The sequence below is a fragment of the Agarivorans sp. JK6 genome (assembly GCF_045277145.1).
GTDB lineage: Bacteria > Pseudomonadota > Gammaproteobacteria > Enterobacterales > Celerinatantimonadaceae > Agarivorans > Agarivorans albus.
In genome coordinates this window covers 784,379-803,599 of record NZ_CP113525.1, presented here as the reverse complement: position 1 = coordinate 803,599, position 19,221 = coordinate 784,379, and the positions used below count along the sequence as shown (strand labels likewise).

The following is a 19,221-nucleotide window of genomic DNA, read 5'->3' as shown; positions in this document are numbered from 1 at the left end:
ATTAACTTCCCTTAACAAACTCAACCGCATTTTTGGGTTGATAAACATTCAAATGTGCGCTGGTCAACATTGAGCCATCTTGGTCAATAACTTCGCATGCACAGACCGCTAATCCATCTTCTTCGGCGTATATTCTTTCTGCTGATATGGTCAGCTTTGTACCCAGTAAAAACTCACTACGTTTAAGCTGACATTTTCGAGTACCGATAAGAAACCCAACCTCAACTTCTTGCTGTTTAGCTTTAGCCTCTAAACCAGCCAACGCTGCAACAGCTTGAGCCATATATTCTATTGATACATAGCTAGGAACAGCTTGCTTCAAATCATTGAAAAGGTGACTATTTTCGCCGATCTCAACTTCACAAGAAATTTTATCCGCCTGCCAGCTTACTACTCTATCGAGAAGAATCATCGGTGCTGTGTGAGGTAATACTTCAGCAATGCTTGGTAAGGGTTCACTCATTTTCAATATCCTTAAGACCTAGACATACCACGGCATTGCTCCCACCAAACGCAAACGAATGGCTTAGAGTCGTACTTATTTTTTTGCTTTCTACGGTAAGGGTTTGCTCAAAAACCAAATTAATTGAAGGCAGCTGAGGGTCTATAGCATAATCAGCATGCATTGCTGGTATTTGCGATTTACCATTAAACGTCGAATTTAACAGCAGCCAGCATAAAGCGTTTTCTATAGCGCCCGCAGCTCCCAAGGTGTGACCAGTTTGATGCTTAGTCGAAGAACAATATGTAGCATTGCCAAAAACTCGCTCTACCGCTAAAGACTCCATTCGGTCATTCAACGGAGTCGCTGTGCCATGCAAGTTAATATAATCAATTTGAGAGGGCTCAAGCTCGGCCTCTTGCAATGCCGCCAGCATGGCGCTTTCAGCTCCAAAACCTTCGGGCTGAGGGGCCGACATATGATGAGCATCTGAGCTCTCTCCTACTCCCAATAAATTCACCTTTGCAGCTGCTTTAGTCATGATGAATAATGCCGCACCTTCACCAATGTTAATTCCATCTCTAGCTTCACCAAAGGGTTGAGCATCATTCTTAGCCACTGACTCTAGGGCAAAAAAACCATTCAAGGTTAATTTGCACAAGCTATCAACTCCTCCCAAAATAACCGCGTCGGTCATACCACTAGCTAAAAGGTTTTTAGCTGAAGAAAATACCTTCGCACTTGATGAACAGGCAGTTGAAATACAATAAGCAGGCCCCGTTAAACCAAGCCTCTTGCTTAGATAGAGAGACGGTGTACCCATTTCTTGCTGGGCATAATGAAAGGAGTCAGGAAATTGCCCATTTAATCGCTCAGATAAAGCGCGCTCGCCTTCGGCAACGCCTGAGGTGCTAGTTCCCAATACCACCGCTATTCGTGAGCGGCCATATTGCTCAATAAGTTGTTCTACTTCATCCTCAATCTGCTGCAAGGCAGCTTCAAGTAACTGATTATTTCTACTAGCAAGCTGCGGAAAACGAACATCACAATCTGGCAACTCAGCTTGCACCGCACCAACAAGTACTTGTTCACCCGGAACTAAATCGCTACGCAGTTGGCTTGTATCTTTTTTCCCAGATAACCAATTCTCCCAAACTTGCTGTTTATTGTTACCCAATGCACATATCACTGCCATTGCAGGTAAACCATACGCTTTACTCATGGTGATGCACCTTAAGTGTAGAAATTTCAATCTGATAGTTTGCAGTAAGGTTATTAATACTCACATCGCTATGCCATTGCTTATCACTTTGATAAAGCACTACCGCGACAAGCTCATCATCTAGATACAACTTTCTACAAGATAAACCTTGCTGGCATATTGTTTGCTCAACCATCCAGCCTCCACTAGCAAGTTGTTGGTTTAAACGAGGCACCGGCCAGTAAACCAATTGCATATCTGCCAGTATTCTTTTAGCTATTCCATCATCAACTAAGGGAATGTAGTTCTCTTTTACAAGCTTTTTTCCGTCGTATTCAAGTTTAAATAGAGGTGTAGAGAATCCGTCAAAAGCCAACAGTTCTAGAGCGTATGGCTTTATGTCCATGTGAACTAACATTTGTTGCTTCTTTTCATTAAAAGCGAAGCTCACAAGTTGTTCTACTGCGACTGATTCACCAAGTTCGGCTGGGGCAAGCAAGTCACGAGAGATATTGCTTGTGGGGGGCGTATTGATAGAGCACCCCGTTAGAAATACAAGCAAGCCTAGCAGAACGACTTTTATCATCTTTCTGACTCCTTTGCAGACTCGACAAATAGAGGCGCAAGTAAGTAACTACAGGCGATACCACTCAATACCACCACACCAAAACCCGACAATGCGGGAGTGGTGCTTAAAGCCAGCAGACCAAAAGCCAGTAAGGTTGAACAAGCCGCCAAGCTAGTGGCCATAACAATTCGATAACTAGGTTTAGTACTAAGTTGATAAAATAAGGAATAATCCAAGCCCACTCCAAACACCAACAATAAGGCCAAAATATGAAATAGACTGACTCCCTGCCCTAACCAGCCCACAGTTGATAAAGCAAAGAGTACAGCTAGTGTAGGAGTAGCCAAACAACGTAAAGCTTTTAACTTTGGTAAACGGATAAGTAATAACGTACTAATGACCACTAACACAACCAACAAAAGGGTTGAAGCTTGGCTTCTTAACACATTTAAAGAGAGCGAAATTTCTGCCACAGGGTCGACAAATTCAACTCCCTCAATAGATTGGGCCAGCTCTTCTAATTGACTCAGATTTTGAACATCAAAAAGGCTTACTATTGATGCTTGCTGTTTTCCATCGCTAAGCCAAAAATCTTTAAAAACATGGTTGGCAGGTGCCGCCAAAAATAGCTCAGGCGTTAAAACCATAGCGTCACTTACCTCAAACTTTCCTTGAGCTTTTTCCACTAGCGCTTCGCTATAACCCATTTGTTCAAATAGACTTGGTAGCTGCTGATAAAACTGCTGAACCAGCCGCCAATTTTGCAGCTGCTCATCCACTGCTGGAATAATTTCACTTAAGCCCCACGCCTTACCCAAACCTTTTTGTTCAATCACAGTGCTTAAACGCTCAAGTAACCGCTGTTCTGTTTGTAAAACCTGTTCGGCACTTTGTCCTCTCACCAAGAAAAACTGGTTCGCTTGACCGTTTTGATACATCTCCATTAACTGCTTTTGCTGACGCTCTACCTCAGGAAAGCTTCCTCTTAACTGCCTGAGATCATTTTCGGCTCTAAGCTGAAGTAACCCGCTAGCAATCAAAGCCGCCAATGCAACCCAAAACCACGCTTTAACGCTTAACTGTGTAACATTCCGGGACCATCTAGCCTTTGGCATTTGCGCGCATATCACAGGTGCTAACAAATATAACGATAGAGCAGCACCAAACAAGCCTGCGGCGCAAAACACTGCCATCTGCTGAATACCCTGCATGTTGACAAATAGCATCGATAAATAAGCAAGCACACTACTACAAGCACTTAAGCCTAAAGCAGGTGAGATTCGTGTTAAGGTTGTTAGCGCAGATACTTGCTTACCAGCATGCTCCGCAGAAAAGTGAAAAGAATAATCAATAGCTATACCTATTAAACTGGCGCCAAATACTAAGGTAAGCAAATGTAGCTGCTCAAAGAACAGACTTACCATAGCTAACGCCAACAATAAGCCGCCTAACAGACTTAGACAGGCAAGAGCTAAGGGCTTGATAGAACGAAAAAACATAAGAATGATTAAGCAAATAACAAGCATTGACGACCCGCCAATAGCGCTCATTTCAAATCTTGCTTGTTGAGTTGCTGCATTCGCATGAAATAACAAACCAGCTTTGAGCAACGAGGCACCTTCAAATTCCCTCTCAAGACTTTTACTGCTGTTATCTATCGCACTTATTAACTTATCTTGTTGAGAAGGTGAAAAGACGTTTTTGCTTACCAACAGCTCTATCAAGACCCAATATTCGCCTGCTGATTGAGTAAGTAAATAGCCATTATCATTAGAGAAGGACAAACTGGCAAAACCATCTAATTGTTCGAGGAATAGAAAAAACGGATCTTCAATAATTGTTGAAGAAGTAACCAAGCTTGCGGGAGACCACAACTGGCTCTGCGCTTTTGCAATAAGGGCAGCATAATCACCACCACTCAAAGCTTGCTTTTGCTGCGGACTAAGACGTGAAAACCTATACGGGTATAAGCTTTTGGAGATCTTTGCTCCTTGGTCTAGCCGTTGGAAAATAACCTTATCAAAAGCTTCAGTTTGCTCAACCTTGCTTGAGAATGCCTTGGCAGCTTGTATCGCGGTAGCTTTGTTCTCATGCCCAACAGCAATAAAGTTAAGCCCTTCTAACTTAGTCTCTAGCTGCTGCCTAGCCACCAGACCAAGAGGATCTGCCATAGAGTCTGGCAGCATTGCCCTAATATCACTATTTACGCTAATCCCGTCACTTTGATGAACAATAACCAAAGTACTTACAGCAATAAGAACCAGCCAAATCAGCAAAAACCGTTTATTCATTTAGCCAACTTAGCTCCTGTTCGGAAAGCGATCGCTCTTCCGATTTAACTAAATGAATAGTTAGCTGGTCGTCATTTGCTTGATGCATCTGGATACTATTTAAAAAAGCAGAACCACGTAATTCAATGTCGATTAAAGCACCCTGCATTTTGGAGTCTTTGGGCATCAATTTAATCTGCCAACTACTTACACTTGAGCCTTCTAGCAGCAACACCTCAAACTGCTTAGATACGGCTTGCCATTGACCAAGAATAACTTGTTGCATCATCGGAGCCCAAGCACTGAGCATGTGCTCGGCTGCTTCTGGGAGTTCTATCAGCTCCCCTTCATTATCAAGCTGTTGTACTTTTTTTGGGGTTACAATTAGAGTTTGTTTGATTGGGAAGTGTTGTTGCCAAAGTACACCATTTTGCAAAGTGAGCAATAACTCGCCATGACTTTCTAGCGGCTTGTTCATTATCTTTAGCTGTCTTAACTGGGTGTAACTAGCGCGATACTGCTCGCCACCTGACAGTGATATTTGTTGCAAAAACTCAGAGTCTGAATGAATAGGTAACCAGTTTTTCTCACTAGCCTGAAGGCATGAAATACTAAAACTACACACTACAAGCAGCGTTAAATAACTGTACCTAAGAAGCATTACGAACATATTCCCAACCTAGCCAATCGAGAGAGCAAAGCTTCTGGCGAGACAAAACACATTTCTTGATTGCTTAGATCGACCGCAACTTGAATGGTGTACCCTTTAGTCAATACCGCATTGGTGAGCTTATCTACAATCCGGTACTCTATCTTTAAGCGATTTTCAAATTCTGTAAGCCCCGCTTCTACCACCAATACTTGTTCAAAAGTACTGGTTTTTACATATTTAAGACGTGTATCAACAATAGGCCAAACGTAACCTGAAGCTTCCATCTCACGATAGCTATAGCCAATTTTTTCCAACAAGGCACAACGTGCCTGCTCAAAGTATCTGAGGTAATTCCCATGCCAAGTCACTCCCATGGGATCAGCATCATGAAACGGCACTGTTACTTCCACTTGGGCGCTGATTAACGCTTCCACTAGCAATACAACTCCCACTTACGTTGCTGTAACTGCTCAACAGTCTTGCGAAGTTCTGTTTCTAAAGGTCGATCTTCTTTTACCAAATTGAAGCCTTCCATTACTTGCTGGTAATTGGCACGAACTTCATCGTTCAAACTTTCCAGATCCAGCTCACCTTGTTGCATGCGGATAGTGACAGCTTGGTGCACCGCCAACCAACCGGCTGCAATAACTTGCTCTGTAAGTTCGAGTACTCGTAAGCAATCTCTTGCAGCAATAGTTCCCATACTGACTTTATCTTGATTATGACACTCGGTTGAACGTGAAAAAACACTGGCAGGCATGGTTTGCTTGAGTGCCTCAGCTGTCCATGCAGAAGCGCCGATTTGTACCGCTTTAAAACCATGATTGATACAAGCCCGCTCTTTAGATGCAGCACTTAAATTTCTTGGTAGCCCATTGTTAAATTTCTCATCCATTAACAAGGCAAGCTGGCGGTCAACTAGATCCGCCAAGTTAGCGACAGCATTCTTCATGCTGTCCATGGCAAAAGCTATGTGCCCACCATAAAAGTGGCCACCATGTAGTACATGTTCACCATCGCCATCAATAATCGGGTTGTCATTGGCACTGTTTAGCTCAGTTTCTATAAACTGGCGCATAAAAGGCAGGGCATCCCTTAGCACACCAATAATGTGCGGAGCACAACGTATAGAGTAGCGGTCTTGCAGTCGCTCTGAGTTTCTAGGATGTTCATGATGATTTAAATCATTGCGGATCCATTCAGCCACTTGGTTTTGGCCCGGGTGAGGTTTAACCGCAAACAGTAGCTCATCAAAGTGATTAGAATTACCTTTTAATGCTAGCGATGCCAGCGCGGTTATTCGACTAGAAACTTGGGTAAGGTACTCCGCCCGACGATAAGCCAAACAGGCAAGTCCCGTCATCACCGCTGTACCATTCATAATGGCTAAGCCTTCTTTCGGCCTTAAGCGAATCGCTTCTATACCCAGCTCGGCAAATACTTCATAGCTTGCTCGGCGCTGCCCCTTATAATAAACCTCTCGCTCTCCCATCAAGACAGCGGCGACATAAGATAGAGGAGTAAGATCGCCAGAGGCCCCCACAGAACCTTCAGAAGGAATGACAGGCATTATGTCGTGTTTCATCAACAATTCGAGTTGCTGCAACAAACGATAGCTAACACCGGACTTAGCTAAGGAAAGAGAACTTAAACGGCTAGCCACCACTGCTCTAGCCTCATTAGGTTTTAACTCTTTCCCCATTCCACAACCATGAAAACGGGTTAAATGCAGTGGCAGCTCTTCTACTAAATCCAGTGGAACAACAACGGTACAACTATCGCCATAACCAGTAGTTACGCCGTATATTGCACCATCTTCCTCAAGTAGGCGGTCTAAAAACTCAGCTCCCCGCTCTACTTTTGCGACATAGTCAGGACGAGTGTTTAAGCAAGCCAATCGCGGCCTTCTGCTCAACAACTCTACTTGCTCTATAGTGATGGATTGTTGCCCAAACACCACTTTGGCATCAGAGTTTACTAATTGTTCAGCATGTTGCTGCGACGACGCGATATCAGCCTGAGTCATCGAATTTGTCCTTTAGTCACTGTGTCCTTGGAATCTGGACACCAAAAATCAAAAAAATTAAACCATTGATGGGGGTAACGTGCGGCAAGTGTTTCTAAGCGACTCGCATAAAGCTCACTAGCTTGCTCTATTCGCTGCTTGCGTTCTTTCCTGTTTGCCCCCAAATTATCACTCACTTTGTCAAAGTACATATGGTAGCGACCACTTTGCTGTTGCATGCAAAACAAACTAAATACTGGGCAGCGCAATAGGGCAGCAATAATAAAGGGTCCCTGTGGGAAAGGTGCCAGCTCACCTAGAAACGAATGGTAATTCACTCTGCCGTAACTATCTGCCGGGGTTCTATCTGCTGCGATGGCTACTAGTTCACCATTCTCCACATATTCAACTAAGCGGATACCAAGGTCTGGTGTGAACTCTGAAATATGAATTAAATTCAGTTGAGAATCTGGATTAAGCTCTGAAAGAACCTTGTTAAATTTATTAGCATTTTCTGTAAGCACCACAACATTAATTCGAGTTCGATATTCAGTCTCAGCTAGGGCTCTGCACATTTCTATGTGACCTAAATGAGAAGTTAGTAATACCGCGCCCTGCCGGCTTTGTAATAGCTCTACCAAGATATCTTTATTTGGGAAATCGACTTCAGCTCGCGAGGCTTTTTGCGCCCACGCGTCTAAACGATTTAGAGAGGCATTACCAAAACTTAAAAAGTGAGCAAAGCTATTTACCCAAGTGACTTTATCGCTCATCGCACTATCTTGATGTTTAGCCACTTTTTGCAGAAATGCTTGTGAAGCATTACGTGTCGCCCTGCCACTCACAAAAAAATATGCAATGGCTGGATACAACAATAACTTAGCGAGATAACGTCCACCCAAGCGATAACCTTTAAGCGTTAGCTTTAGCCCCCACAAACTGCCCCTTTCTGCCATAGAGGACCAGTGAGCTTGTTTGCGTTTACGCCAAATAAGCCTAGGTAAACGAAATAACATGCCAAAAAACAACTTGGTATGCATCTTACTAATCAGCCAATTGTCTTCCCAGGGCTTAAAATGACTAAGCCCTTGTTCAGGGTAAATCACTTTAGTTGGCACTTGAATAATTGGTGTTGCTTGCCAGTAATGTCTCACAAGAACTTCAATATCAAAATCCATGCGTTTGCCTAGATTTACCGAGTTAAGTAGCTTAACTGTTGAATCAAGAGGATAAACTCTAAAGCCACACATACTGTCTTGCAGCTCTAGGCTTAAAGTTTCTATCCATACCCATACATGAGTGATATATCTGGCGTAGTAACGTGCTTTAGGCACAGAGGCATCATACTCAGGCACTCCCGTAACCAACGCAAACGGGCTTGACTTAGCTAAGTCTAAAAATCGATTTATGTCTGCCAAGTTATGCTGGCCATCGGCATCAATTTGTAAAGCATGGCTGTAACCCAGATTAGCAGCTTGACGCAAACCAGTCATAACCGCTCCACCTTTACCTTGGTTCTGCTCATGCCTAAACAATTGAACATGTTCAAATTGATTAGCTAATTGAGATAAGTAATCTGCAACGCTTGCATCGCTATAATCATCAACTAAAACAATAGGCAAAGAGATACTAGCGATTGTTTCCGCAATTGCATTGGTGTGGTTGTAGTTTGGGATAACCACACAGGGCTTAAACATCAACAGCCCCTAGAACTACTCTTCCACTGCTATACTTGTTGTCTTCATCAAAGTAGTTAAAGTAAAGTTTACTTTTCTTTTCATCAAAACGAAGAGACAGTTGAATGCTGCGATCTGGTTGCATTACATGTTGATATTTCAGCACTTCTAAGGCAGAAACTTCATTACTAACACCCAAGTAACTTGCAGCGAACTCAACAGCCCAGTGAAGTTGAGCCACGCCAGGAACAACAGGCAGATTGGGGAAATGACCTTGTAAACAAGGTAGCTCAGAAGCAATATTCAAGCTTAAGGTAAAAGTGTCATCAGTTTGCTGAACAAGTTCAACACTCGGCCTACCAAAGTCCTTCATGTAAACAACGACCTCATTTTTGCTAATTGACGCTTACCTTGTGAGTTAACCATCAAATTGTCTATATAACGCCACTTTCTAGGCAATGTCACCGTCTCAAAATAATCAGCTAAATACATACGTAGTGTTTTGTTCACCGCGTGTTTGCTCGCCTTTAATTGCTTTAAACCACAGTTGTTTAGAACAACAACAGCTGCAATACAATCGCGAGAAGAAGATAGTGTTAGTAAATCACACTCTATTACCCATTGGTGTTTTTCCAAGAGTCGAGACATCTGATCCAAACAAACACGCTTTTCAGCAATTTTAACAATTCGGTCTAAGCGCCCTAAGAGCTTAAATCCATCGCCACTTTCTTCAACCGCATCATCCATCTCATACCATCGTTCTAGATCAACTAAGTATGGAGATCTAATTTGCAAAGCATTGTTTGCAGATATTCGCCATTTAATACACTGAAATACCGACCAGTGTTGTTGAATGAGCTGATTTCTATAGGCTACCCCCCCTGTTTCACTGGAACCAAAAACTTCAGTCGGCGCTAGCTGCCATTGTTGAGCAAGCAACTTAACCGTCTCATCTTTTAGAGCACCACCAGAACTGAAACAGTATTTCGGGCTGTTTTCTAATGGCGCTATTTGGCGGCTTAAGTGTTCTAAAAAAGAAGGGCTCGATACAAAGCTAATGTTTTCTTTTACTGCAAAACGGTAGTCTTCGATATATTTAATCGGGCGAACTTGCCATACTCGTTGTGAAAGCAAAGGCCAGAGAACAGTAAATAGTAAGCCGTAAATATGCTGATGGGAAACGCTGCCACAAATGGTGGTTTTATCTACGTCTTCGCCAAAGCAGCTTTCCAGTGTTTCGACCTCAGCTTGCAATTGTCGCCATTTTTTTACCACTAGTTTAGGTTCGCCAGTACTTCCCGAGGTATACAAAAATATCTCTTGCTCAGAGCCTACATCTCTATAGATATCTTTATAATCTTTTGTTTCAGATAGGCTTTTATAGTCGGTATACACATCTGGTTCATGCTGGCCTACATTTCTGTCTGCACATACCGCATCGAGCTCTTGCGCGAGCTTCTTAAGAGTTTCAACTTGAAGATTTGGCGGTAATACTGGTGTTTTACCGGCCAGTAATAAGGCAAAAAAGCAACAAGAAAAATCAAAGCTGTCATCAGCAAACAATAACCAATGTTGATAAGGCAAGGCTTCTATTTGTTTATACTTACTGTAAACCTGTTCCCACCAATCCTGATTCGAGAGTTCAGTATCGCGGATTGCGGTGGTGTAAGTGATAGAAAGAGGAGGGAGGCTAATCTTATTCATTGTATTGTTCTAGTTTCGAAAGCTTTCTATAAAGCCATTCTCCAATTAACAAACAGCCCATCAAAATGTAACTAATGAATCCGTTGTATAAAGTCCATGCCTCGATGCTGCCCATGAAAATAGTCCAAGCACTCACCGTGGCATTTAACATAAAAAATGCCATCCAAAGTTTGGTCAGTTGCATGAAATAAGGCTTAGCCGCAGCTGGAATGTTTTTTCTTCCAAGTCGGGCAAACTTTTCAATCATTGGCTGCTCACTGCGAAGACTAAGAGCAAACACTGCCAACAAAACTAAATTAACCAGTAAAGGGTATAACTTAAACCAAGTTTGCTCTTTTGATAAAAGCGCAACAGCTATGAGAACGATACCCACCATAGCTAACACCTTTTGTTGTTGAAACACTCCTTTAGACCGCCATGTCAGCAGTAGCCTTAAACAAAAAGCGCCGAGTAACAAACCGCCAATCATTTGGAAGGAGTATAAGCTTAAGCCAAAATAAACAATCAGAGGGTAAACCGCTAATGCGATAATAACCAAGGCTCTAACAATGCGACTTACCATCAGTTTTTAAGCAGCATTACTAACTAACTGCTCTAAAGCGTCAATGACATCAGCCACTGTTCTAGCAGACTTAAACTCATTCGGTTGTATTTTCTTACCAGTTAGTTGCTGCAGTTTCACAACTAAGTCGACTGCATCAATACTATCCAAATCTAAATCTTGATAAAGGTTAGCTTCCAAAGAAATATCTTCCTCAGCTACCTCAAACTCGCTGGTCAAGATGTCTTGTAGCGCTTGATAAATTTGTTCTCTATTCATAGTAACTTACGCCGCTTTTTTTTCTTGTTCAATAAACTCAGCCAGAGCCTTTACACTGGAAAAGTGTCTTTTTGTATCTTCAGAGTTGGCATCCAATTTAATTTGGTACTTTTTCTTTATCGCTAGTCCAAGTTCTAAAGCATCTATTGAATCTAAGCCTAAACCCTCTACAAATAGTGGTTCATCGGTTTCAATATCAGAGATCTCAACATCTTCTAGTTCTAGTGCTTCAATAATTAGTTGTTTAAGTTCCTGCTCTAATAAATTCATTGGCAGTTAAGTTCCTTGTAAAAATGTTGCTGTAAGTATCTAGTTAACGCTCTTGCTTTCCGTGAATCACTGTTTTCGTCTTCACAAACATCTTGGGCGAAAATCGTATCCCCTATATCCAACGAAAAATGCGGTTTTTGTGCTGGTATTGAATACCAAGGCTCTGACTTAGTTAAAGTAGTAGGTGACACACGAATCGTCACAGGTAAGAAATCAACGGCACAGCGCAACGCTATATTTGCCGCACCTCGTTGCATATTTAGGTCTTCACCTGGGGTAGTTCGAGTCCCTTCGGGAAAAATAATAAGACTTGCCCCCTTGGCGAAGCTACGTTGACAAGCACTTAAAACTAGTTCGGGCTCGGCTCCATTTTTAATGTAGCCCGCAGCAGAGATAATCATTGACATACATGGATTTCTCCACAAGCTTTGCTTAACAATACAACTAGTCTCTGGTAAATGGGCAATTAACAACACTACGTCGATAAGCGATGGGTGATTAGCAATCACCAGCTTCCCAGCAGAGTGCTTTAGCTTCTCTCTGTTTGAAACCGAAACACTAAGCACTCCCAAAAATTGCATCATTTTTACAAATGACTTAAAAATGAAATGCACGACGAGTTGATTACGAGCTGTTTTATCTTTTGAAGGCAAGATGTACAATAGCGGAAATAAGGTAATAGAGAATAAAACGCCCAAAGCACCAAAGCTGAAGAATGAAAAAGCAGTCATTACTAAACGCCAATAATACCCCACTTGCTTACTCATCCTTCAAATCCCAAATCCACTTTTGAGCTTCTAACTCTAACTCAAAGTAATCTTCTGATTTAGATAGTGCAGCTATAAGCTGACTAGCTAAATGCCTAGGTGATTTTAACGAGCTATCGTCATCCGCAATTAACTTAGCATGCCAGCCAAATTCAGCAGCGGAGAGAATACAAGCAAACGCCGCAAGCTCTTCTTGCTCGTCAGCGTACGCTTTATAAATTTCCGGTAAAGGCTCATCGACATAAACCAACAAAACCTTTTCTTGGTAGCAAATTGATTGACTAATAGCTTCAACAAAAGCCATTGCTAGGGAATTTCGTCCACTAGTGACTACCGTCGATGGCGCAGTATTCTTCTGGTTGATCGAATACAACCCGCTTGAAGTATTATAAACAGACTGACTAAATTTAGCGGGGGACAGGGGTGAGCCTTGAGTTAGCTCTAATAGTAAATCTAAAGTGCGGTGAAGCTCACCATGGCGAGAAGAAAAAACGCTTCGAATCGCTCGGGGATTTGGAAGTATGTCTAAAATAACCCTCAATGCCATTTTACTTAAAAAACTAAAGCGTCTTCTTTGCATAGGGGGGATTTCAGGTAACTGGGGGGTAGCTGCTACACCATCGTTAATAGTGGAATTCCAACTAGTCCAATTTTCAATTTTAAAAACAGCGTCCATACTACAACTTAAAAAATAAAATTAACGACAACGTTAAGTCACTCCATGTGACTTAATATTTACAACTTTTACTTCAATTAAAACCAGTCTAATTATTTCGATTAATTGTATCGTTTAAGCCATAAAAAAGCACTAAGTTTGGATGAAAACCTTAGACGTGAGCGATGGTTAAAGCATAACCTATTGGAGCTATTGAGTTTTTCAACATAAGTCCCTTATACACTCTCTGTTTACAGCAAACCACCGGTAAAGACTTCATATCGGATGGTGTTTGACAGGAGAACACCTTCCAAGCTGCTTCTTTTCTTGTCCACCATTGGTAAAACTCAGCTAAACTTGTCGGCTCAATAGGTTCTATAGAATGGCGTATTTCGAGCCACATTTCAGCATATGGCCGAGGTTTAATTCTTTCAATATCTATTCCACAAGGCACAAGGCAAGCCATAGCAGCAACATACTCACCACTATGACTTAAACTTAAATAAGCCTTTTCGTTTATTTCTTTATCAATAAAAGGCTGCCCGAATTTATTTCTTTTAATACTTCCATAAGAAATAGACTCATCAAGTAACACACTCGCACAGTCAGCCAAGCTCTGATTACAAAATTGTTTAAACTCAATACGCGTTAAATCATTAGGCACTTCGCTAATGATTACTTCATTCATAGTCAAAATAATATTTTTGCATTAACAATTGGCATATATATACCCACCAAGAAACACTCGCGTAACAATTATAAAAACTAAGCAGGAGATTTAGCCTTGGCTTTTAAGGCTAACTCCAACTTATCATTGAGTGTTACGTTCGCTTGGCTTAGTTGACTAATATCTTGATGCGCTTCAGCTATTTCTCGTTGTAGCTGACGATTAGCTAACTCACCGGCTTTTAGCTTGTCTTCCAGCTCGTTTAGTTGCCCCTGCAAGTTACCACTGTCAATTTGAGCATCAAGGATTTGCTCATCTAGCTGGCTCAAGGCTTGCTTAGTTAACGAGTGCCCTTGTTGCTCTTTTCGGTAGTTAGATTCGAGCGTTACCAATTGCTGCTTGAGCTCTTTAAGTTGATGCTCCTTATCCAATAAGCGGCTATCCGTATCTGCCATGCTATTGCTTAATTCAAGCTGAGAGTTAGCTGCTGCAAGTTGCTTACGAATTTGATCTAACTCGGAAGTAGCTTCTAGGTATTTAGATTCTACTTTTTCTACTCGCTCACGCAGCTCTTGTTCTTGTTGCTGCGTTTTCTCTAGTTCTGGGAGTACTTGCTCTAGCTGAGCTTCTGCGCTTCGACTCACAGTATCTAAAGCCTGTTTATCACCACGCAACTCTTCTAGCTCTTGGTTCACAATCTGTTGTTGCTGAGTTAACTCTTGAATTGTTTGGGCATCTTCTAAACAACGCTGCTCTAATGCAATCAGCTTTTGAGAAAGCTCTTCTTCACGTTCCGCTGCGGCTGCTAATTCAGTGCCATCGGCAGCTTGTTCTTGCAGCTCAGAATGAGCTTGCTTAGCTGCGGCTAACTCTTGGCTTAGTTGCTCGACTTGTTCTGCTAGTTGCTGCTGCTCTTCACGCTGTTGGTCACTTTGCTGCTGTAATGTTTGGCTTTGCGTATCCTGCTCTTGCAATTCTTTCTGTTGTTGCTCAAGCCTTGTTTGTAGCTCTTGATTAGTCGCCTCTAAGCCTTGCTTAGTTTTCACCAAGCTAGTCATTCGCTCACTTACATCACAGTGTTCTTCGGTAAGCTGTTTGGTTAGCGCTAACTCTTTGTCTAGAGCTTCACTCATTTCTCCCAATTGCTTGCGCAAAGCCTGTTCCACTTCAGTTTGCTGTTGCTGGGCTTCTTTACCATTTTGCTGGTAAGCCTCTAGCTCTTGTTGATTCTCTTGTAGCTGCTGCTCAAGTTCTAGCTTTGCTACCTGCAAGGTCTGTAAGGTTTGTTGGTCATTTTCGGCTGCTTGTAGCTCAGCTTGAAGGCTTTGAACTTGTTGCTCAAGCTGTTGATACTGCTCCTGGTAGCTTTGAGTGCTTTGTTCACTATCATGTAGGGCTCGCTGCGCGTCTTTAAGCTGCTGAACCTGCTCTTCACTTTGTTGTTTAGATTTATCTAGCTCACCAAAAAGCTCGCTAGTTTTGCCGGCCGCTTGCTCTAATTTTTCACGCAGTTCTTGACACTCTTGCTCGGCACTTTTTTGTAGCTTTGCGGCTTCATCAAGTTGCTGGCGGTGCGCAACAATAAGGGCCTCGCGGCCTTCTTCCCAGCTTTGCTGTTTTTCTTGAGTAAGCCGTTCGATTCTTGCTTCTGTTGATTGCGCCAACTGCACAAACCAATCATTTAGTGAATTAGCGAAACCATTCGGCAATTGCGCAATGGCATGTTGCTGCTGATAAGTTTTAGTGAGCTGTTTTTGAGCACTGGCTTTAGCCTGCTCAATAAGCTGCTGAGAGGGGGGCTCTCCATTATGCTCGGTTAAAAAATCCACCAAGAATGCTTCATCAAATGAGCCGCCTTCAGCGAGCATTTGGTGAACCAAGAAATCTATATTTTCAGCGTCCATGACCTTTCCCTTTGAGCTTGTTCGCAACAAACCCAACACTGCTATGTTGGTGGCAATCATAACCACCTATCACTATTGATTAGCGGCACTATACCAATCAGCCAATCTAAGGTGCAATCAACAGGCATTAAAACAGTTAAGGTAATCATACTATTGTGGTACTAACTGAGCTAAATCATGCTCAACCCGCAAAAAGCACGTCTTCAAAACAACTTAAAAGCGCAGCAATTATTTGTATTTACATATCCATCACCTAATATTTAAGCTGAAAGGTTTATATTGAGTTATTCATTTAGAAATAAGATCAACAGTTAAGCTAAAGGTGACTCTATGGTGTTGGTATGACTGATAAAGATCTCATAAAGCAATTACAGGGCTTTCCTCTCGCCTGGCACTGGATTCGAAACAGCAGCCAAGTACATTGCGATAGACCTTTAATTGATGCCTTAGCTTACCCCAGCGAACAGCAATTAAGCTTAAAACAGCTAATTAGCCGTTTAGAAGCCGAGCAAATCACTTATTTGCAGCGGGCGATTTTTGATTCTCAGAACCAGCAACAAACTTTAGAGCTAAACCTGATTTTTAACATCAAAGGTAAACGCTATATTGGCCAAGTATTAATTTGGCGAGAACAAATAAACCAAGTAAACGGCTCCATCGAATTTATTCTGCCCTTACTGAGTAAAACTGAAGAACGAGAGTTAATTAACGAACACCTAAGTGCAGAATTCATTCCAGCAGTGATCTGCAATCAAAATGATACGATTATTTGGCTCAACCAAGCAGCTTGCACCTCGTTACAACAAACCAGTTACCAATTGCTTGCCAGTAAAGTGGTTCACTCTGATGCCGATGAAAGCGGCGAGGTTAAGCACTACATTAAAAGCCTTGATGGACAACGAGTACCGCTAGATGCTCGTTTAAAAAGCATCCATACTAACGCCCCTAAACGACGCTTTACCCTTTATCAACTGGTTGCCGAATTAGCCCCTCAACAACAGCAGGTTTGGAATAGCGAGGCTAAATTTGCTCAACAACTGGCACTGGCTCAAAAGAAACTATCAAGGCAAGAAACATTAATCGTTTTTGCGCTAAAACTAGAACATCAAAATGAAGAAGCAAGCCTACGCCTTAAACAGCTATTGCTGGGTAATCTAAAAAAACTCAACCAAGCCATATCAATAGGTTTTTTAGGCAAAGGAGCCATTTCTGGCTTCTTAAGTGCGCCCAAAAAGCTACAACTTATTCAACAACGTTTAAATCAAGCTATCACCCAATTGTTGAAACCCAACGACCAAGCCAGCTTGGGGGCTATGCAAAGCCAAATGGGGGTATCGGTAATGGGTATCGATGCCAGCAATAGCCAACAGGCTATCAATCATGCACAAAAAGCAATGATAAACGCTAAGCCAAAACCGCTAGATCAACTTGCCCAACAAGCCAGCTTTTTTGATTCACGCCTAAACCAAGCTCGAGACAAGCTCAATCAATCTGCAATTCCGAAGCATAGTAAGCCAAGTAATAAAGGCGACCTATACATCGATCTTAGTGACTAATCTTAGCCGCACGCACTCTACTTTTGATGATCCTGAACCTACCAAATAGTTTGCTATCTAAATACGGCAACTTATTAAAAAAACTCACTTTATTTGCTACATGGCGCTATGATTAGAGACATTAAGTGCTATAACAAATATATCTTTATTGAAAGAAAGGCCAATGATGAAATTTATTTCCAGAACTCTCATCTCTTTGCTGTGTATATTCGCTGCTCAATCTCACAGCTTAGCTACCTCTCTAGAACAAAGTCCTTTCTACAATAATGGACCGCATTACCATCTAGACGACAAACTAGTAATGGGTCGAATCGAGTTCATTTACTATGCTGATGTGGACTCGCTCAAGGGAGTGGGAGTACCCGCTAAAATTGACACAGGTGCCGATACCACCTCGATTCATGCACTTAACATTAGTATTCAAAGTAGCAACCCCAAATTTGCCGATTTACAAGGCGAAGCCTTACTTAAAAGCATCGCAGAAAGCTTTGGCGATCCAGATAGTGAATGGTGGCTAGACAGTTTTGATACGCCTGAGCGCAATATCAATGCCACAGTAAAGTTTGATTTAATTCACCCGCATACTGGTGAAGCCATTACTTTAGAACGACCACTTGCTAGGCTCAGTGGTATTCAAGGGCGCGGAGACCACGGCATACTCTACCGCCCGGTGATTGAGCTTGCTTTGTCGTCGGGTGATATTACGGTAAACACAGCGGTAAACCTTACCGATCGCAGCGCCTTCTCCTACCCCATCTTAATTGGCAAAACCTTTTTGCGAGAGCAAGCTTGGGTTGACTCGAGTTATGACTACTTGCAGCAAGAACCTGAAGCAAAAATCATCAGCAATAAAGAAACCGCCTATTTAGACGACCTTCCTTTAGCAATAAGTGTATCTTTGGCTAATCGACGCACCAGCCTAAATGCGGCGAATATAAAGGTAGATGAAGACAAGAAGCAAGTGAGCTTTGAGGCAGTAGGCAAAAACAACAAATCCAAAGCATATACGCTACCACTACTTAAAATGTTGAAAATTGGCGATAAACATCACCCAATGGTGAACATGCCTATTAGTATTGGCCAAGAACTAAAACATATAGAGTTACTACTGCGTGATCGTTCTAAACGCTCTACTCAGCTGCGTCTTGGCACCGAAGCACTAAACCAGTACTTCCTCATTGATTTAAGTGCTGAGTTTTTAGCTGATAAAGCGCTTAAATCTGCAATGGACTTTGCAAATAAGCCACCTTTAATGATGAGCCCAGAAGAGCGGATCACCATTGATGATGTTACTTTTAAAGCCGAACCCTCTTTTGCTGTTAATACTTCTCTAATGAGGGTGAAAAGCTTAAAAACGCTAGAACGAAGCGAGCAAAATAAACCAATAGCAGCGTTTTCAGCCACTGACATCTACAACAAGGTTTATGTATTTGAACAGCCCATTGACCGCAACATTGTTGTTGGTGAAGTTACTCGCCCAGTAATCACTCCCAAAATTGCCCTAGCCGGCAAAAACTACCAAACTGATATTGCACTAGAGCTAGCCAGTAAAGACGATCCTGAAGAACTGCTCATCGGCGAGAGTTTTGCTGATGGCCCGGTATGGGTGAATACACGTACCAACAATATTTTTGATAAAAGAGCGGTAATTCGCACCGGTTATGTAGAACAAGCCGAAGTAGAAGGCTTATCGATTTCAGTAAAACTGGATACTGGTGCCGATGTCAGTTCGATGCATGCTGAGCAAATAAAACGCTTTGAAAAAAATAGCAAACCCATGGTGACGTTCACCTATCGCAATAGCGACGGTTTAGAGCAGGAGTTCACCCGAGAAGTAGTTGACGAAATGACCATTAAGGCGCGGGTAGGCGAAAAAGCCAATTCTCGTCCGGTTGTAATGATGGAAGTTAAACTAGGAAACGTAACAGAGACAGTACGGGTTAACTTGCAAAACCGAGAGAACTTCAGCTATAGCATGATTTTAGGTAAGAACTACTTACGTAATGGCTTTGTAGTAAGCAGTGACGGCCGTTTTATTCTTACCAAACCACCATAACTTGCAGA

The 19,221-nt window shown here is 42.2% G+C and carries 19 protein-coding genes; 2 read left to right on the top strand and 17 right to left on the bottom strand.

All coding sequences use genetic code 11. The features are described from left to right. Window position 1: 1 nt before the first annotated feature. From OV592_RS03785 to OV592_RS03705, 17 genes are all read right to left on the bottom strand, one after another. Window positions 2-463, bottom strand: coding sequence for a hotdog family protein (locus OV592_RS03785; RefSeq protein ID WP_221074790.1), 462 nt, complete (start codon window positions 461-463; stop codon window positions 2-4). After that, the gene (locus tag OV592_RS03780) at window positions 456-1,664 is read right to left on the bottom strand and encodes a beta-ketoacyl-[acyl-carrier-protein] synthase family protein (RefSeq protein ID WP_406610455.1); all 1,209 of its coding nucleotides are present in this window, start codon (window positions 1,662-1,664) and stop codon (window positions 456-458) included. The genes OV592_RS03785 and OV592_RS03780 overlap by 8 nt, the downstream gene beginning before the upstream one ends. Beyond that, the gene (locus OV592_RS03775) at window positions 1,657-2,229 is read right to left on the bottom strand and encodes a DUF3261 domain-containing protein (protein ID WP_406610454.1); all 573 of its coding nucleotides are present in this window, start codon (window positions 2,227-2,229) and stop codon (window positions 1,657-1,659) included. Before OV592_RS03775 ends, OV592_RS03780 begins: the two co-directional genes overlap by 8 nt. Next, window positions 2,226-4,502, bottom strand: a complete 2,277-nt coding sequence (locus OV592_RS03770; RefSeq protein ID WP_406610453.1) for an MMPL family transporter — start codon at window positions 4,500-4,502, stop codon at window positions 2,226-2,228. Before OV592_RS03770 ends, OV592_RS03775 begins: the two co-directional genes overlap by 4 nt. Then, window positions 4,495-5,142: a LolA family protein gene (locus OV592_RS03765; RefSeq protein WP_406610452.1), complete on the bottom strand. Its 648-nt coding sequence runs from the start codon at window positions 5,140-5,142 to the stop codon at window positions 4,495-4,497. Before OV592_RS03765 ends, OV592_RS03770 begins: the two co-directional genes overlap by 8 nt. After that, the gene (locus tag OV592_RS03760; RefSeq protein ID WP_406610451.1) at window positions 5,142-5,567 is read right to left on the bottom strand and encodes an acyl-CoA thioesterase; all 426 of its coding nucleotides are present in this window, start codon (window positions 5,565-5,567) and stop codon (window positions 5,142-5,144) included. Before OV592_RS03760 ends, OV592_RS03765 begins: the two co-directional genes overlap by 1 nt. Continuing rightward, window positions 5,567-7,159 (bottom strand): histidine ammonia-lyase, encoded by a 1,593-nt coding sequence (gene hutH / locus OV592_RS03755; RefSeq protein WP_406610450.1) that lies wholly within the window; start codon window positions 7,157-7,159, stop codon window positions 5,567-5,569. Before hutH ends, OV592_RS03760 begins: the two co-directional genes overlap by 1 nt. After that, entirely contained in the window at window positions 7,156-8,835 is a 1,680-nt protein-coding gene (locus OV592_RS03750) for a glycosyltransferase (RefSeq protein WP_406610449.1), read from the bottom strand. Before OV592_RS03750 ends, hutH begins: the two co-directional genes overlap by 4 nt. Beyond that, a complete protein-coding gene (locus OV592_RS03745; protein WP_406610448.1) occupies window positions 8,828-9,187 on the bottom strand; it encodes a thioester dehydrase in 360 nt (119 codons plus the stop codon). The genes OV592_RS03750 and OV592_RS03745 overlap by 8 nt, the downstream gene beginning before the upstream one ends. Then, window positions 9,184-10,518, bottom strand: a complete 1,335-nt coding sequence (locus tag OV592_RS03740; RefSeq protein WP_406610447.1) for an AMP-binding protein — start codon at window positions 10,516-10,518, stop codon at window positions 9,184-9,186. The genes OV592_RS03745 and OV592_RS03740 overlap by 4 nt, the downstream gene beginning before the upstream one ends. Further along, window positions 10,511-11,080 (bottom strand): hypothetical protein, encoded by a 570-nt coding sequence (locus tag OV592_RS03735; RefSeq protein ID WP_406610446.1) that lies wholly within the window; start codon window positions 11,078-11,080, stop codon window positions 10,511-10,513. The genes OV592_RS03740 and OV592_RS03735 overlap by 8 nt, the downstream gene beginning before the upstream one ends. A 6-nt stretch (window positions 11,081-11,086) precedes the next feature. Beyond that, window positions 11,087-11,338, bottom strand: a complete 252-nt coding sequence (locus tag OV592_RS03730; protein ID WP_221074801.1) for an acyl carrier protein — start codon at window positions 11,336-11,338, stop codon at window positions 11,087-11,089. 6 nt (window positions 11,339-11,344) lie between these two features. Beyond that, complete coding sequence (locus OV592_RS03725) at window positions 11,345-11,608, bottom strand: phosphopantetheine-binding protein (protein WP_221074802.1); 264 nt, start codon at window positions 11,606-11,608, stop codon at window positions 11,345-11,347. Continuing rightward, on the bottom strand, window positions 11,605-12,375 hold the full coding sequence (locus tag OV592_RS03720; RefSeq protein ID WP_406610445.1) for a lysophospholipid acyltransferase family protein: 771 nt from the start codon (window positions 12,373-12,375) through the stop codon (window positions 11,605-11,607). The genes OV592_RS03725 and OV592_RS03720 overlap by 4 nt, the downstream gene beginning before the upstream one ends. Next, a complete protein-coding gene (locus OV592_RS03715) occupies window positions 12,368-13,051 on the bottom strand; it encodes a beta-ketoacyl synthase chain length factor (RefSeq protein ID WP_406610444.1) in 684 nt (227 codons plus the stop codon). Before OV592_RS03715 ends, OV592_RS03720 begins: the two co-directional genes overlap by 8 nt. 151 nt (window positions 13,052-13,202) lie before the next feature. Continuing rightward, complete coding sequence (locus tag OV592_RS03710; RefSeq protein WP_406610443.1) at window positions 13,203-13,718, bottom strand: 4'-phosphopantetheinyl transferase family protein; 516 nt, start codon at window positions 13,716-13,718, stop codon at window positions 13,203-13,205. 77 nt (window positions 13,719-13,795) lie between these two features. Further along, complete coding sequence (locus OV592_RS03705) at window positions 13,796-15,601, bottom strand: hypothetical protein (protein WP_406610442.1); 1,806 nt, start codon at window positions 15,599-15,601, stop codon at window positions 13,796-13,798. A gap of 341 nt (window positions 15,602-15,942) precedes the next feature. Between OV592_RS03705 and OV592_RS03700 the strand changes: the two genes are divergently transcribed. Together OV592_RS03700 and OV592_RS03695 are read left to right on the top strand one after the other, a co-directional pair. After that, window positions 15,943-17,157, top strand: a complete 1,215-nt coding sequence (locus OV592_RS03700; protein ID WP_406610441.1) for a hypothetical protein — start codon at window positions 15,943-15,945, stop codon at window positions 17,155-17,157. Between the two features lie 163 nt (window positions 17,158-17,320). Further along, on the top strand, window positions 17,321-19,213 hold the full coding sequence (locus OV592_RS03695; RefSeq protein WP_406610440.1) for a RimK/LysX family protein: 1,893 nt from the start codon (window positions 17,321-17,323) through the stop codon (window positions 19,211-19,213). Window positions 19,214-19,221: the final 8 nt, after the last annotated feature.

Bases quoted from the DNA above. Each gene is read 5' to 3' on its own strand.
- OV592_RS03710 (WP_406610443.1), bottom strand. From the start codon at position 13,718: ATGAATGAAGTAATCATTAGCGAAGTGCCTAATGATTTAACGCGTATT.
- OV592_RS03700 (WP_406610441.1), top strand. From the start codon at position 15,943: ATGACTGATAAAGATCTCATAAAGCAATTACAGGGCTTTCCTCTCGCC.
- OV592_RS03735 (WP_406610446.1), bottom strand. From the start codon at position 11,080: ATGGTAAGTCGCATTGTTAGAGCCTTGGTTATTATCGCATTAGCGGTT.
- OV592_RS03750 (WP_406610449.1), bottom strand. From the start codon at position 8,835: ATGTTTAAGCCCTGTGTGGTTATCCCAAACTACAACCACACCAATGCA.
- OV592_RS03725 (WP_221074802.1), bottom strand. From the start codon at position 11,608: ATGAATTTATTAGAGCAGGAACTTAAACAACTAATTATTGAAGCACTA.
- OV592_RS03740 (WP_406610447.1), bottom strand. From the start codon at position 10,518: ATGAATAAGATTAGCCTCCCTCCTCTTTCTATCACTTACACCACCGCA.
- OV592_RS03765 (WP_406610452.1), bottom strand. From the start codon at position 5,142: ATGCTTCTTAGGTACAGTTATTTAACGCTGCTTGTAGTGTGTAGTTTT.
- OV592_RS03715 (WP_406610444.1), bottom strand. From the start codon at position 13,051: ATGGACGCTGTTTTTAAAATTGAAAATTGGACTAGTTGGAATTCCACT.
- OV592_RS03705 (WP_406610442.1), bottom strand. From the start codon at position 15,601: ATGGACGCTGAAAATATAGATTTCTTGGTTCACCAAATGCTCGCTGAA.
- OV592_RS03745 (WP_406610448.1), bottom strand. From the start codon at position 9,187: ATGAAGGACTTTGGTAGGCCGAGTGTTGAACTTGTTCAGCAAACTGAT.
- OV592_RS03780 (WP_406610455.1), bottom strand. From the start codon at position 1,664: ATGAGTAAAGCGTATGGTTTACCTGCAATGGCAGTGATATGTGCATTG.
- OV592_RS03695 (WP_406610440.1), top strand. From the start codon at position 17,321: ATGATGAAATTTATTTCCAGAACTCTCATCTCTTTGCTGTGTATATTC.
- OV592_RS03730 (WP_221074801.1), bottom strand. From the start codon at position 11,338: ATGAATAGAGAACAAATTTATCAAGCGCTACAAGACATCTTGACCAGC.
- OV592_RS03770 (WP_406610453.1), bottom strand. From the start codon at position 4,502: ATGAATAAACGGTTTTTGCTGATTTGGCTGGTTCTTATTGCTGTAAGT.
- OV592_RS03720 (WP_406610445.1), bottom strand. From the start codon at position 12,375: ATGAGTAAGCAAGTGGGGTATTATTGGCGTTTAGTAATGACTGCTTTT.
- OV592_RS03785 (WP_221074790.1), bottom strand. From the start codon at position 463: ATGAGTGAACCCTTACCAAGCATTGCTGAAGTATTACCTCACACAGCA.
- OV592_RS03775 (WP_406610454.1), bottom strand. From the start codon at position 2,229: ATGATAAAAGTCGTTCTGCTAGGCTTGCTTGTATTTCTAACGGGGTGC.
- hutH (WP_406610450.1), bottom strand. From the start codon at position 7,159: ATGACTCAGGCTGATATCGCGTCGTCGCAGCAACATGCTGAACAATTA.